The sequence below is a fragment of the Enterococcus sp. DIV0724b genome, assembly GCF_050531475.1.
GTDB lineage: Bacteria > Bacillota > Bacilli > Lactobacillales > Enterococcaceae > Enterococcus_L > Enterococcus_L haemoperoxidus.
Genome location: NZ_CP172890.1, coordinates 984,318 through 997,712, shown reverse-complemented (window position 1 = coordinate 997,712; position 13,395 = coordinate 984,318). Strand labels below are relative to the sequence as shown.

Below are 13,395 nucleotides of genomic sequence, written 5' to 3'. Positions count from 1 at the left end.
AATCAGTATCATGCTGATTTTTGACTTCTTACGAATAGACGGCGGAAACAAAAACAGTCCCTTCTTATTGCTGCAGAACACAATAAGCTAACAGTTGATGTTGCACAGTAACTACTTGGTTCTCTTGGGGAAACGCTTTTGTTCCACGCCTTTTTATTTATCTTGTTTTTACGATCATTTCTAAGGCCTTTATCATTTCTTCTCCAGCTAGATCGATATTTTCATCTTCCATACACTGCTTTAGATTTTCAGTTACTACAAGCCCTATGACTTTATCGATACTTGAACGAACTGCCATCAATTGCGTCACAACTTCTCGGCAATCTTTTCCTTCATCCATCATTTTTAAAATACCGCGAATTTGTCCTTCCGAACGTTTCAAACGATTCGCTAATTTAGGATCACAAGCCATCCACAACTTCTCCTCTCCATGCAGACATACCGCCCATCACATTCGTAACGTCATACCCTACTGAAGCAAAATATTCACTCGCCATTTGCGAGCGCCCGCCGGCATGACAGATAATATAGTAGTGTTGAGTTTTGTCTAATGATTCTGCTGTTTCTTGTAGCGTGCTTAGTGGTAGATTTTTTGCACCTTTGATGTGTCCAGAAACATATTCATCTTCCTCACGTACGTCTATGATTGCTAGTTGATTTCTTTTTTCTAATTGTTCAAATTCATCGATCATGATTGATTTATACATTATTTAATAACCTCCTGAGGGTAAATTGTACTGTATAGTTGAAACGCACCATCTAAATTTTTAACGTTAAAGTCATTATTTTTCAAAATTCGTTCTGCTAAATAACTGCGTTGCCCACTTTGACAGCTTACAATGATTTCTTTATCGGATGGAAGTTCCGTTAGACGACTTCTTAATTCATCCAATGGAATATTTTCAGCTTGAGGTAATGAACCGTTACTCTTCAGTTCTCCTGGGTTTCGCACATCTAGTAAAAAGGCACCATTTTCAATTGCTTTTTTCAATTCGTAGTATTGAATAGTATCAGAAAAACCTTCAACAATATTAGTCGCAGCATAACCAATCATATTAACAGGGTCTTTTGCTGAACCAAATGGTGGTGCATACGTAAATTCTAATTCGGGCAGATCCATAACGGTCATATCTGCTTTGATTGCAGTTGCTATAATATCAATTCGTTTATCCACACCATCTTGACCAATCGCTTGGGCGCCATAGATTTTTCCCGATACAGGATGAAAAAGTAACTTCATCACGATCGGGTGACTCCCTGGAAAATACCCCGCATGGCTTTTGGATGTTGTGTGAACGGCTTTATATTCTACATTATTGTTACGTAATTGACGCTCACTTAATCCTGTGCTCGCTGCCGCGAGATCAAACACTCGCACGATTGCAGTGCCTATACTTCCTTGGTTTTTACGAGCAACACCTGCGATCACATCCGCTACTTGGCGTCCTTGGCGATTGGCTGGTGAAGCAAGCGAGATCAAAGCATCTTCTTGTGTAATTTGTTGTTTGACAATGATCGCATCTCCAACTGCATAAATATCTGGATCCGTTGTTTGATATGTTTCATCTACAACAATACCACCACGTATGCCAGTTTTCAAATCAGCAGCAACGGCCAGATCACTAGATGGTTTGACACCAATCGATAGCACTGTAAAATCACTTGAAATTGTTTCACCTGAGCTTAATTTGATTTGTTTTCCTGCTTTTTTAAACTCTGTTGCTCCGGATCCTGTATAGACAGTGATTCCTTTTTCTTTTAATTCTTTTTCAACAAAGGCCGCCATTTCCTCATCTAAAGGTGGTAAAATTTGTGGTGCTGCTTCTACGATTGTGACATCAATGCCTAAATGACTCAAATTTTCAGCCATTTCTAACCCGATGAACCCTGCACCAATCACAACGGCTTTTTTAGGGTGCTCATTTTTGACAGTTGCTACGATCTTATCGACGTCTGGCACGTTTCTTAATGTATAAACATTTGTTGCTTCATTCAGCCCTTCGATTGTCGGTAGCACTGGTTGTGCCCCAGGTGAAAGAATCAGTTTATCATAACTGATTGTGTCCTCTTTGCCGTTTGCGTTGGTTAATACTGTTTTATTTTTTCGATCGATTTTAACTGCTTCTGTTTCTGGATAAACGTCAATATTGAATCTTTTTTTCAACTGTTCAGGTGTTTGTAAGATCAATTCAGAGCGTTCACTGATTTCTCCTGATACGTAGTAGGGCAAGCCACAATTTGCAAAAGAAACATAGGGGCCCTTTTCTAAAACGATGATTTCAATCTCTTCTGATAATCTTCTTAATCTAGTCGCAGCTGACATTCCGCCTGCTACACCACCAATAATCACTACTCGCATTATAATTTTCCTCCTCTGACTTCTCCACGCCAAGCACTCATGCCACCTTTGACGTTGATTGCATTGATTCCTTTAGCTTTTAATTTTTTTACAGCTTGCCGACTTCTCATTCCAGATTGGCAAATTACATAAACTGGTTCTTTATCTTTGTTTACATAAGAACCAATTTTACTGAGGGGTATATTTTTTGCTCCAGATATGTGACCCGATGCAAATTCTGTCTTTTCTCGAACATCAATCACTTCTGGCTTTGTTGCTAATTTTTGTTGAAGTTCACTTGTACTAACTGAATTTCCTTTAAAAAATGAAAACATTTGCTCCTCCTTTATACCCTATAGGGTATTTACAAAAACAATCATAAATGATTTTTTTTGAGTTGTAAAGCACTTTGTTTATTATTTTTTATGATTAAAAAAATAATTAGTGCCTTATTTATTAATCAATCTGAAGTATTTATTAAGAAAGCCAAACAAATATTAACTTCTTTGGCATATTTTTGTAACATATAAGCTCTATACTAAATGTAACACTTTAAGAAAAGAGGTTATTATATGAATCAAGGAATTCTAAGAAGACAAAATATTTTACCATTACTATTGATTCTACTTCTTTCATTTGCTAGTCTTTTCCTTATTTTTAATAAAGAAGAACAACCAATCCAAGATGAAACCACTGCTTACCAGCAGATTTTTATTGATGAAATAGCAACTGAAGCTAAACTTTTACAGAAACAGACTCATTTATTCGCCAGTATCACTATTGCTCAAGCAATTTTAGAATCTGACTGGGGTCGTAGTGATTTAGCAGTAGAAGCAAAAAATTTATTTGGAATCAAAGGAGCTTTTAACGAACAATCTAGCATTATGCCTACAGATGAATTTGTTGACGGCGAGCGGATCACGATCGATGATTCTTTTAAAAAATATGAAACGATCCAAGAATCAATGGTCGATCATATGGAATTTTTAAAAGGTGGGACCTATGATGCAATTAAAACAAGTAAAAATTATCAAGAGGCCGCTGTTGCTTTGCAAAATGGAGGCTATGCAACCGATCCAGACTATGCCGAAAAATTGATTCAATTGATTGAGGAATTTAAACTTTATAAGTATGATAAATAATAAAAGCATATCATGAGCGGTTCTTATTTGATGCTGCTATGCTTTACATTGATTGAATTTTTTACTAATTCATCCCTTTCTCATCCTAAAGAAAAATAGATTTTTAAAAGGAGTCGTGAACATGAATATTTTAGTTGCCGATGATAGTCCCGAAATGGTGCAAATCGTTAGTGCTTATTTAAAAAAAGGCGGATTTAAAGTCTATACTGCACTTGATGGTGAAGAAGCATTAGATATTTTTTATCAAGAAAAATTAGATTTAGCCGTTATTGATTGGATGATGCCTAAAATAGATGGACTAAAAGTCATTAAAACAATCAAAGCTGAAAGTTCATTAAAGGTCTTGATGCTAACCGCAAAATCAACCGGTGAAGATGAGTTTCTTTCTTTATCTAGTGGAGCAGATGACTATATTACCAAACCTTTTCACCCACAAGTGCTCTTGTTACGTATTAAAAAATTACTTAGTTTGGCTCATTCATTTTATATCAAAGATTTACTAATCGAACCCGCTAATTTGAAAGTTTGGAAAAATGAGCAACCAGTAGATTTAACAAAAAAAGAATTTGATTTATTGATGATGCTCATTAAAAATCGTGGCAGTATTTTAACCAGAGAACAACTATTAGTCGGAGTTTGGGGTATGGATTATGATGGTGTAGCACGTACTGTGGACACACATATTAGAAGGCTTCGTGAAAAAATTGGCGATGAGATTATCACCACCAAACGAGGAGTGGGCTATCTCATTGAACAAGAAAACTAGAAAAATCAGTACAACACTCACATTGACCTTTTCACTGATTATTGTAGGTAGCTTTATCATCATGTTTCTTTTAAATAGTCTGATTGTTCCTTATTACTATTTTTCTAAAATGGATCATAAAGTCACCTCCGTTATGACAGATATTCAACAAAACACCCGATCTGAACAACAACTAGCTGAATTAGAAGAGAACAATCAAGTCACGATCATCTCACGAAGTTTAGATGACACCTCTCTTGATGATTTTAATGAAGCCTTGAATGTAGAGTTGAATCGAAAAAAGGTCGCATTAAATCGCTTTTGGATTACACAAGAAACATTGGATCAACTACAAAATACATCTCAATCTGTCCAACGAAATTTTGACCAAGGGAAGCAAAAATCCAGCTTCTTGGTTGAGATGAGGGTGATCGATCATACCTTTTATTTAGTTGGTGTTTCAACAGTCAATTTTTCCGAAACCGCTAATCTAATCAATACATTTAACTTTATTTCTTTGAGTCTGACATTGGTTCTAATCATTATCCTAATTTACATCTCTGTTCGGAAAATAACAGATCCTTTAGTCAACTTAAAAAAAGTAGCGGAAGAAATCACTGGGTTAACATTTGTGACGACTGATGATATTCCAGCGAATGAAATTGGTGAATTAGCGCTTAGCATCAACAAAATGAGTTATGCTTTAGCTTCTTATCAAAAAAATTTATTAGCTAAAAATGAACAACTTAAACAATTCACAGCAGACTTGACCCATGAATTAAAAACACCGATTGCTTTGATAAAAGCATATGGCTCTGGTATTGAAGATGATTTAGACGACGGAACGTATCTTGAGGTGATTTTACAACAAACCCAACGATTGAATGATATTGTTGATCAAATGTTGGATTATGCAAAATTGGAGCAACAACAGCCAATCAATAAAGTTCCACTACACTTGTCAGATACCTGGAGACAAACAGTGACTGAGCTTACGCCGACCATGGAAGAAGAGGAAATTCTATTATTAGAGGCCGCTAGCGACAGACCTCTTTCATTGATCGAAGCTGATCCAATATTGATCAAACGTGTTTTTGAAAATTTATTGACGAACAGTCTAAAATATACAACTGACAAAGAAATTCAAGTTAGCTGGCGAGAAACAGACGAATTCATTGAATTTACGATTAGTAATCAAACAGCCCTACCTGCTGATTTTGATGTGAACAAGCTTTGGGAAGCCTTCTACGTTCACGAAAAATCACGGAATAAAAACTTGTCAGGAACAGGACTAGGCTTATCGATCGTTCAATCGATCATGCAAGAACATAGATTTACAATCGAAACAAGATTAGTCCATCAAACATTGATTTTTGTTCTACATTTCTATAAACCTGAAAGACAAGCGTAGCATTTTACGCTTGTTTTTTTTGATGTCTGAATTTGGCATTTTTCTGTAACATTCACTTAGTAAAATTAGGGTACGCTATTGAGTTGAGCTAGTTTGCTCAGCTTTTGTATTATCTAGCTTTACAGGCTTGCTCCTCGGAAAAAAGATGAACTATGCTTGAGGCAAAGAACGCCTCAGTCATACTTCCCTATTTTTCTGTTGGAGCAGGACGAGCCTGCTCAGCTTTTGTATTATCTAGCTTTACAGGCTTGCTCCTCGGAAAAAGATGAACTATGCTTGAGGCAAAGAACGCCTCAGTCATACTTCCCTATTTTTCTGTTGGAGCAGGACGAGCCTGCTCAGCTTTTGTATTATCTAGCTTTACAGGCTTGCTCCTCGGAAAAAAGATGAACTATGCTTGAGGCAAAGAACGCCTCAGTCATACTTCCCTATTTTTCTGTCGGAGCAGGACGAGCCTGCTCAGCTTTTAAATTAGGAGGAACCCATGAAAAAATTGTCTATCTATCTTGGCTTAGCCGCAATCACATTCTCTTTATCCGGTTGTCATTTCAACCAAAGTAATGCAACAAACAAAGCAGAAAAGTTAATTGTCAACAATGAAATTGAAAAAAACAAGACTTATGCTAAAACTGATTTCTCTTTTGATGTTGATCCAGCAACTTTCACTGTCTCTATTACTGAAAATGGTGAAAAAGCAGAAGTGTCAAAACCTCAAGAACCAAAGGTAGTCTCTGAACTAAAGAAAAGCAAAGAAGAAATCAGTTGGACTTATCCGAATGAACAAATCAAGGTAAAAGTGAAAAAAGAAAACAATCATCTAGCTGTGGCACTCACAAGTTTATCCGATGAAGATACTTCTTTTACTTGGCCTAAATTAGACGCTAAAAACTATGTACTCCCGATTGCTGAAGGAAAAACAATTCCTAATGATCAAAAAGAGTGGCTTGCCTACTTTAAACAAAATGAAGAATTATCAATGAGTGAAGCTTTCTCAATGAGCTTTTTTACAACAAATCAAGAAACTTTTGCTACAACTTTTGTAATGGATAACACTTTTAACAGTGATCTTTTAACAAAAACCGAGCCTCACCTTACTTTGGAAGCTAACCACAATTTTATTGGCTTCGACAAAAATAAGACCATGAATTACCGACTTTATGTTACCGATAACGATCCTGTCGCGATCGCCAAGACCTACCAAATGGATCGAATCGATTTAGGTCAATTCAAGACACTTGATGAAAAGGAAAAAGAAAATCCAGAAATCAAGAAAATGCGTGGTGCAATTCAAGTTTATTACTGGAACAGCCGCATTTTAACAACGGAAGATATTAACTGGGACAAACTACCTCAAATGATTGATGAACCAATTTTTCAATGGATCGCTGAATTATTGACTCAATACGGTGAAGATGGTTCTGAGGAATACTTAAAGGCTTTAGAAGCGTTTAAAAACAATGAAGGCTATAAATATGAAAAAAACACCTTCTTAACATCGATTAATTATGTTCTGCTTTATCCACAATTTTATACTAAAGATATTTTCAAAAATCCGGATGCAGACGCACAAAAATTGATTGATAAAGGCATCGATAAACTAAGTGAACAAGAACGCTACACTTTGAATAAACACTTATTAGCCGGTGTCCTAGGTGATTTAGTCCCCCCACTTGCGCAATGGGGACAAGCAACGTCATCTGATGTTTTTAAAGAGATGAAAGACTCAGGAGTTGAAAATGCTTGGATTGGTCTACCAAACTGGGCGAATGGCTTGATGAATCCTGAAATGGTCAAAACTGCAGCTGATCAAGGGTATCTGATTGGTCCTTATGATTCTTATCAGTCGATTCAAGAAAATGCTAGCATCGATTGGAATACCGCTTCTTTCCCTAACAAAAATCTATATGACAATGCAACTGTCACGAAGAAAAACGGTGAAAAAGTTGCTGGTTTCTTGGGTAAAGGACGCAAGCTTAATCCAACACTGATTTTTCCTGATGTAGAAGAACGATTTACTGGCATCATGCAAAATAAAATTCCATTCAATTCTTGGTTCTTAGATACGGATGCTGCTGGTGAAATTTATAATGACTATAGTCCAGATCACTTAACTACACAAAGTGAAGATGTTGCCGGACGTTTAAAACGGATGGATTATTTTAATCAAAACGGTCTAGTTGTCGGTTCTGAAGGTGGGAATGATTTTGCTTCAAAAAATATGGTTTTTGCTCACGGAATCGAAACACCTGTCATTATGTGGTCTGATCCTGATATGCGTGAAAATAAAGAAAGTGACTACTATGTGGGAAGTTACGCTGCTTTAGATGGCGGTATTCCAACAAAATATAAAAAAGTCGTACCAATCAAGGAAGAATACAAAGCAATTTATACTGATCCTGTTTATTCTCTGCCACTGTACAAGCTTGTTTACAACCGTTCAGTGATTACTTCTCATCAATGGGAATGGGATAGTTATAAAATCAAAGATCAAGTCGGCGAACGTCGTATGAAAGAGTATTTGTACAATACTCCGCCAATGATGCATATCGATAAAGCAGCTTGGGAGGAGCATAAACAAGATATTTCTGATAATGCTAAAATTTGGACTCCTTTCCAAAAAGCAGCTTTACAACATGAAATGACTGATTTTAAAGTGTTAACAGATGATCGTTTAGTTCAAAAAACTGAATTTGGTGATTCTTTATCTGTGATTGCAAATTTCTCTGATACTGATTATGAAGCAGATGGTGTTAAAGTTGCCAGTCATACTGCTTTGATCATAAACGATGGGAAAGAAACTGTTGTAAAAACAGAGGATTAACCATGAAAAAGAAACGAAGCCGAAATAAATGGCTTCGTTTCTTTTCTATTTTTTCAACTTAAACATCATCACAACAGGATTATGATCTGAATTTTTAAACTCAGCATCAATCACTTTTCCACTAACATTCTCAACATTTTCTGAAATGATAAATCCATCAATCAACGCTACAAACGACTCTCCTTTTTTATAAGGTTTATCCAAATTGCGAACTGATGGTACTGGTATTTTTCTTTCACTTAAAGCCGCAACTTTTAAATTCTCTGGTAATTCTTTTTTAGGAAAAGGCTGCAGCCATGTGTATTCTTCTGTGGTATCATTTTTAAAAGTCTCAGTCGAAGAATCTAGCAGATCATGGTTAAAATCACCACCACCAACAACATAATTTCCTTTTTTATATTCATTTTCCATATGATCAAATAATTTATGGACTTGTTCTTTTTGTATTTTTTGGTCTTTGATGTAGGCAGATAAATGAACATTATACAGCATTAGATATTTGCCATTCTCAACAGGGATTTTTGATACAGTAAACGCACGGTCTAAATCAAAAAATTTATTAAAATTCGTTTCGATTGGTAAGCTATAGCGGGTACTTGCTTCAATGATATTATTGCTTAAGGTTAAAATACCTGATTTTGATTTTCCGATTGGATCTAAAATCGGATACATCAGAAACGCTGAATCGTAATTCGATGCGAATACGCTAGAATAGTCCGTGAATTGCTGAATGAGTTGCGATACTTCATCCACATTACGACTACGGGTCGCTTTTTCATCAACCTCTTGAAATAAGGCAAAATCAGGACTGATTTTTTTAGTCGTATTGATCACGCCAGAAATATTTTCGATCACACTCTCTTTACTTACAGCTTTTGATTGTTTGCCACCATCCATAAAGAATGTATAATCTGGTGTGTAAGAGCCATAGCCAATATTGAAGGTTGTGATTTTATATTCCTTATCAGTCGATGCTTGTTTTACTTTAGCTTTTTGATTGATTTCAATAGGCAAGTTGTCCGCGGTTCTAGAGTAACTAAAATAAACATAGCCAACATAAGCTAGAATGATTGCGATAAAAATGGCGAGAATGCCTATATAGATCTTGATACTTTTTTTTAAGTTCATTATTTTCTCAACTTTCTACTGTGTACTTTCCATTCTACAATAAGAGCAAACTGATTCATTTGAAGGCATTGGTGCTCCACAAAAATGACAGATTTTATTGCCTACTTTATTCGTTTTCTTTGGTGTTCGAATAACGGCTTCTTTTTCAACAACTTTTGTTACTGCAGCTCGGGTCACTTTATGTTTGTCCACAACGGATTTCCTTTTTGGTTCATCTTCTCTATAAAAAAGACTCGTAACTGCATCAAAAACACCGATCCAGATAAGTATATCATTATCCCAATCACTAGAAAAAATACATACGAAAAGTAAAATACCACCGGAAATAAAATTCCTATTTAAAAGCCTAGGAATTCCCGTTGCGCCAAATACCAAAGTAAGGAAAAAAGTAGTCCAAGGTTTTATATTATACAACAAACCAGCTCTTTTGATCATAAATAGACTATTTTTTATAACTGCCATATTTTTATTTTCCCCCAACACATTTCTATCTTTTTAACGTAATATCCATTATAAGCATAAAATTGATTAGATTCAATATGGTATGAAAATAGCTTGAAAATCATTTTAGCTACATCTGATTTTCAAACTATTTTAGGATTTATATTGAACTAAGTTCTTCTCTTTCGGTATCCAGTTTCCTTATTTATTAATTTTTTTGTACTAGCTCGGCAAGCTTATTTACCGTATTCGCATTTCTAATCGTAATTCGACTATACATCTTGGTGCCAACGATTTTTGACCAACGGCTTTTAGAAAATGTTTTTATTGGTGCTGACCAGAAAATAACTCGTTCATGATATGCTACTTTTTCATAGCCTGCTTTCGCTTCACCGACAGATGCAATCACTTCTTCTGTTGTCGTTGGCGGAATCACAAAAATGACATTGTGTTTCGATTCTTTATCCGCATTCCACCATTTTGGTATCTCTTCTAACGCTGTCAGTAAAGCCTTAGCAGAGATGATCGTCACTATGATAGTGAGTTTAAACTCTTTTTCAATCAATTTTTCACACTCGTCAGTTAGTTGTAAAACATCTGTTACTTCACTAGAGAAAATAACATTTCCACTATTCAAATACGTAACCACATTTTTAAATCCATGTTGCTCAAAGCTCTCTTTCAAAGTTGCCATGACAACTCGATTTTTTCCACCAACATTCACACCACGTAACAAGGCTATATAGGTTTCCATTAGTATATCCCTCCTACCTAATAAATCATTCTTGTTAAAGTAAATATTTTCTTCAAGATCACTCTTATATTATAATAAAGAAAACAATAACTAGAAAGAAAAGAGGACACAGCGATGAAAGATATCAATGAATTTTTTTCAACTATCAGCGAACCCGAACATCGTAAACGCGCAGAAGAGTTGTTTGATTGGACGATGAAATCATATCCCCAATTCAACGTTGTCATAAAATGGAACCAACCTATGTTTACTGACCATGGAACATTCATTATTGCATACAGCTCGTCTAAAAAACATCTTTCAATTGCGCCAGAAACTGTCGCGATTTCAGCATTCAAAGAGGCTATTGAAAAATCTGGTTATCAACATACTGATAATATCATTAAAATCACTTGGGATCAGCCGATCGACTTTTCATTATTGAAAAAAATCATTGATTATAACATTCAAGAAAAAATTGATTATACAAAATTTTGGAGAGAATAGATTATATAATGGACACCTTATTCAAAAAAGTTTCATCGATAAGAAATTATTGAAGTAGTAAAACTGATTTAAATCTATTATTATTTAGACATAGAGAGTTACTTAATTATCTTCCCCAAAGATAAAATAAGAATCAAGAGCGTGGAACAAAACTAAAAAACAGTTTTGTTTCGCGCTCTAAATCCGAATAAACGGCGAGAAAAAAGCAGATCCTTCGGAAATAAGCTGAACGCTTTTGTCTCGGCCTATTTTTATCGGTATTTTATTAGACTTCTTAATCTTACAATGATAAATGGATTTCAGATTGCGCGTTAGCCTATATTCTTCTTTTTTCCTTACCGAACAAAAGGTTAAGAATTTCTATAGCAAAAAAAGGCTGATACTTATAACACCAGACCTACTTTTTACTCATTGCGTTTAAATTTTACTATTTTAAAAAACTTATTGACGAAACTCCTACCTTTAAGTTAAGATAATATTACAAAATTAAATAAAAAAAGGCGCTCTGCAGGAGGACCGCAAATCATCCCGCAGAGCCCTGTATTATCAGCACAAACTAATAATACAAGTTGCCTCCGTCAATAGTTCATTGACTATTCTCATTGTACTAAAAGTAAGAAAAGATTGCTAGTCATTTTTACGATTTCAATGAATTAGTTCATGCATATTTAGCGAACGCTTCATGGTATTAGTTGCTGACTAATATCATTTTTTTTGGTTTTGAATTTATTTTCAGATAATTAGAGCGAAAAACAAAATAAACAGGCACTCTGTAAGAAGACCGCAAATCCTCTTACAGAGCCCTGTATCGTCAGCACAAACTGACAATACAAGTTGCCCAGGTCAATGCGCATTGACTCATTCATTTTACCTAAAATTTGTAAGAAATACTAGCTTTTTTTTACAAGTTTTATTATTTGGAGAGTTAATGATGTCTTATTGAGCTTTTGCACGGTATTGGTTGGTGATCAATACCGTATTTTTTTCGCTCTTTTTATAAATAGTAAACACCAAGTTCTCCTTTTTTCTTAACCCTTTTCTATATTCATCTCTTGGTGTTTACGAGCTGATGTTACTGAAATTATTTGCCACCGTGCTTTTCTATTTAGTTTAAAAAAGTTGCCGAGTCAATGCGTACAACAACAAATGATAAAAAAATAAACATGCAAACAAATAATTTCCTAGATCTACAAAACTAAGTAGCTAAAAGTAATAAATAATTCCCAGTGCACCAGTGATAGTTAGATTCTGTCTGGCGGAAGACAGACTCTAGCTTTAAACTAAAAAATAGTGGTTTTGCAGAGCCTACTATTTCAAACAGTTGTTTAACTATGATGCTATTCCTTTTTAGTAAACTACCAACCAACCATTTTACCAATATAGATTAAACAACTGTTTGTTTTTTATGTGAAGATTTCCAGAAAAGACTATTAAGGAAAAACTTCTATTTATCACTAAGAACACATGCATAAAAAAGTACTTACTCTTTCTTCTATTCTACAAATTTTGCTTAACGATTTACTTTTTTTCAAAAGAAGTTTTCCCTCTATAAATCCTCGATAAAGTGCTCTGGATACTTATCCCAATACTCCATATAAACTCTGTCTTGATTCTCATCAAAATTTAGTTGATACATTCTAAAGGTCACTTTAATATCTTTAGGTTGCCATTGTTCCTTATACGAATAGTTGTAAATCATCCCATTTTTTTGCATGACTTTGCCACTTCCAATATTATCTATATCATGCGTAGCTGTAATAAAAGCCCAGCCTTGTATTTTTAAAAAATCGATAACTGCCTCACTTGCTTCTGTCACTATACCTTTGCCCCAATGCTCTTTTTGAAGGCCATAGCCGAAATCATGACTCTCACTGCCACTTGCTGCGATATACCCGATTGGATGGTTGTTCTCTTTAAGACAGATTACAAAATAATAACCATCATTTTCTTTGTAGTACGGTTTGATATGTTCTTTATAGAATTTTTTTGTATCATTTATGTCTTTCATGGGATACCAAGGAAGATATTTATTAACCTCTTTATCAGATAATAGTGTGTTCAACGCATTTAGATCTGTTTCTGTTGATTCGATTTCTCGAATAATCAATCTTTTCGTTTCTATCATTAAG

At 35.0% G+C, this 13,395-nt stretch carries 13 protein-coding genes; 5 read left to right on the top strand and 8 right to left on the bottom strand.

Going from position 1 to position 13,395, the window contains the following annotated elements:
* Positions 1-157 precede the first annotated feature (157 nt).
* From IGJ02_RS04670 to IGJ02_RS04655, 4 genes are read right to left on the bottom strand one after another with little or no spacing between them, the layout of a single operon-like run.
* On the bottom strand, positions 158-412 hold the full coding sequence (locus IGJ02_RS04670; protein ID WP_010760654.1) for a metal-sensitive transcriptional regulator: 255 nt from the start codon (positions 410-412) through the stop codon (positions 158-160).
* Complete coding sequence (locus IGJ02_RS04665) at positions 402-707, bottom strand: rhodanese-like domain-containing protein (RefSeq protein WP_010760653.1); 306 nt, start codon at positions 705-707, stop codon at positions 402-404. Before IGJ02_RS04665 ends, IGJ02_RS04670 begins: the two co-directional genes overlap by 11 nt.
* Positions 707-2,359 (bottom strand): FAD-dependent oxidoreductase, encoded by a 1,653-nt coding sequence (locus tag IGJ02_RS04660; protein WP_430603455.1) that lies wholly within the window; start codon positions 2,357-2,359, stop codon positions 707-709. Before IGJ02_RS04660 ends, IGJ02_RS04665 begins: the two co-directional genes overlap by 1 nt.
* Positions 2,359-2,673, bottom strand: a complete 315-nt coding sequence (locus tag IGJ02_RS04655; protein ID WP_010760651.1) for a rhodanese-like domain-containing protein — start codon at positions 2,671-2,673, stop codon at positions 2,359-2,361. Before IGJ02_RS04655 ends, IGJ02_RS04660 begins: the two co-directional genes overlap by 1 nt.
* Before the next feature lie 237 nt (positions 2,674-2,910).
* On the opposite strand from IGJ02_RS04655, the gene IGJ02_RS04650 reads away from it, so the two are divergent.
* From IGJ02_RS04650 to IGJ02_RS04635, 4 genes are all read left to right on the top strand, one after another.
* Positions 2,911-3,480: a glycoside hydrolase family 73 protein gene (locus IGJ02_RS04650; protein WP_010760650.1), complete on the top strand. Its 570-nt coding sequence runs from the start codon at positions 2,911-2,913 to the stop codon at positions 3,478-3,480.
* A 121-nt stretch (positions 3,481-3,601) separates the two neighbouring features.
* On the top strand, positions 3,602-4,246 hold the full coding sequence (locus tag IGJ02_RS04645) for a response regulator transcription factor (protein ID WP_430603454.1): 645 nt from the start codon (positions 3,602-3,604) through the stop codon (positions 4,244-4,246).
* Positions 4,230-5,636 (top strand): sensor histidine kinase, encoded by a 1,407-nt coding sequence (locus tag IGJ02_RS04640; RefSeq protein WP_430603453.1) that lies wholly within the window; start codon positions 4,230-4,232, stop codon positions 5,634-5,636. Before IGJ02_RS04645 ends, IGJ02_RS04640 begins: the two co-directional genes overlap by 17 nt.
* 484 nt (positions 5,637-6,120) lie before the next feature.
* Positions 6,121-8,457: a glycoside hydrolase gene (locus IGJ02_RS04635; protein ID WP_430603452.1), complete on the top strand. Its 2,337-nt coding sequence runs from the start codon at positions 6,121-6,123 to the stop codon at positions 8,455-8,457.
* 45 nt (positions 8,458-8,502) lie between these two features.
* Here IGJ02_RS04635 and IGJ02_RS04630 read toward each other — a convergent pair whose 3' ends face one another.
* From IGJ02_RS04630 to IGJ02_RS04620, 3 genes are all read right to left on the bottom strand, one after another.
* Entirely contained in the window at positions 8,503-9,585 is a 1,083-nt protein-coding gene (locus IGJ02_RS04630) for an endonuclease/exonuclease/phosphatase family protein (protein ID WP_430603451.1), read from the bottom strand.
* A 15-nt stretch (positions 9,586-9,600) separates the two neighbouring features.
* Complete coding sequence (locus tag IGJ02_RS04625) at positions 9,601-10,047, bottom strand: hypothetical protein (RefSeq protein ID WP_430603450.1); 447 nt, start codon at positions 10,045-10,047, stop codon at positions 9,601-9,603.
* A gap of 187 nt (positions 10,048-10,234) precedes the next feature.
* Positions 10,235-10,780, bottom strand: a complete 546-nt coding sequence (locus IGJ02_RS04620; RefSeq protein ID WP_430603449.1) for a DUF1697 domain-containing protein — start codon at positions 10,778-10,780, stop codon at positions 10,235-10,237.
* A 114-nt stretch (positions 10,781-10,894) separates the two neighbouring features.
* Here IGJ02_RS04620 and IGJ02_RS04615 point away from each other — a divergent pair, with 114 nt between their 5' ends.
* Positions 10,895-11,266, top strand: coding sequence for an iron chaperone (locus tag IGJ02_RS04615; protein ID WP_010760644.1), 372 nt, complete (start codon positions 10,895-10,897; stop codon positions 11,264-11,266).
* Positions 11,267-12,812: 1,546 nt separating this feature from the next.
* On the opposite strand, the gene IGJ02_RS04610 is transcribed toward IGJ02_RS04615, so the two are convergent.
* Positions 12,813-13,391: a GNAT family N-acetyltransferase gene (locus tag IGJ02_RS04610; RefSeq protein ID WP_430603448.1), complete on the bottom strand. Its 579-nt coding sequence runs from the start codon at positions 13,389-13,391 to the stop codon at positions 12,813-12,815.
* Positions 13,392-13,395: the final 4 nt, after the last annotated feature.

Excerpts from the sequence above, each read along its gene's own strand:
- IGJ02_RS04670 (WP_010760654.1), bottom strand. The coding sequence starts at position 412 with ATGGCTTGTGATCCTAAATTAGCGAATCGTTTGAAACGTTCGGAAGGA.
- IGJ02_RS04665 (WP_010760653.1), bottom strand. The coding sequence starts at position 707 with ATGTATAAATCAATCATGATCGATGAATTTGAACAATTAGAAAAAAGA.
- IGJ02_RS04660 (WP_430603455.1), bottom strand. The coding sequence starts at position 2,359 with ATGCGAGTAGTGATTATTGGTGGTGTAGCAGGCGGAATGTCAGCTGCG.
- IGJ02_RS04655 (WP_010760651.1), bottom strand. The coding sequence starts at position 2,673 with ATGTTTTCATTTTTTAAAGGAAATTCAGTTAGTACAAGTGAACTTCAA.
- IGJ02_RS04650 (WP_010760650.1), top strand. The coding sequence starts at position 2,911 with ATGAATCAAGGAATTCTAAGAAGACAAAATATTTTACCATTACTATTG.
- IGJ02_RS04645 (WP_430603454.1), top strand. The coding sequence starts at position 3,602 with ATGAATATTTTAGTTGCCGATGATAGTCCCGAAATGGTGCAAATCGTT.
- IGJ02_RS04635 (WP_430603452.1), top strand. The coding sequence starts at position 6,121 with ATGAAAAAATTGTCTATCTATCTTGGCTTAGCCGCAATCACATTCTCT.
- IGJ02_RS04630 (WP_430603451.1), bottom strand. The coding sequence starts at position 9,585 with ATGAACTTAAAAAAAAGTATCAAGATCTATATAGGCATTCTCGCCATT.
- IGJ02_RS04625 (WP_430603450.1), bottom strand. The coding sequence starts at position 10,047 with ATGGCAGTTATAAAAAATAGTCTATTTATGATCAAAAGAGCTGGTTTG.
- IGJ02_RS04620 (WP_430603449.1), bottom strand. The coding sequence starts at position 10,780 with ATGGAAACCTATATAGCCTTGTTACGTGGTGTGAATGTTGGTGGAAAA.
- IGJ02_RS04615 (WP_010760644.1), top strand. The coding sequence starts at position 10,895 with ATGAAAGATATCAATGAATTTTTTTCAACTATCAGCGAACCCGAACAT.
- IGJ02_RS04610 (WP_430603448.1), bottom strand. The coding sequence starts at position 13,391 with ATGATAGAAACGAAAAGATTGATTATTCGAGAAATCGAATCAACAGAA.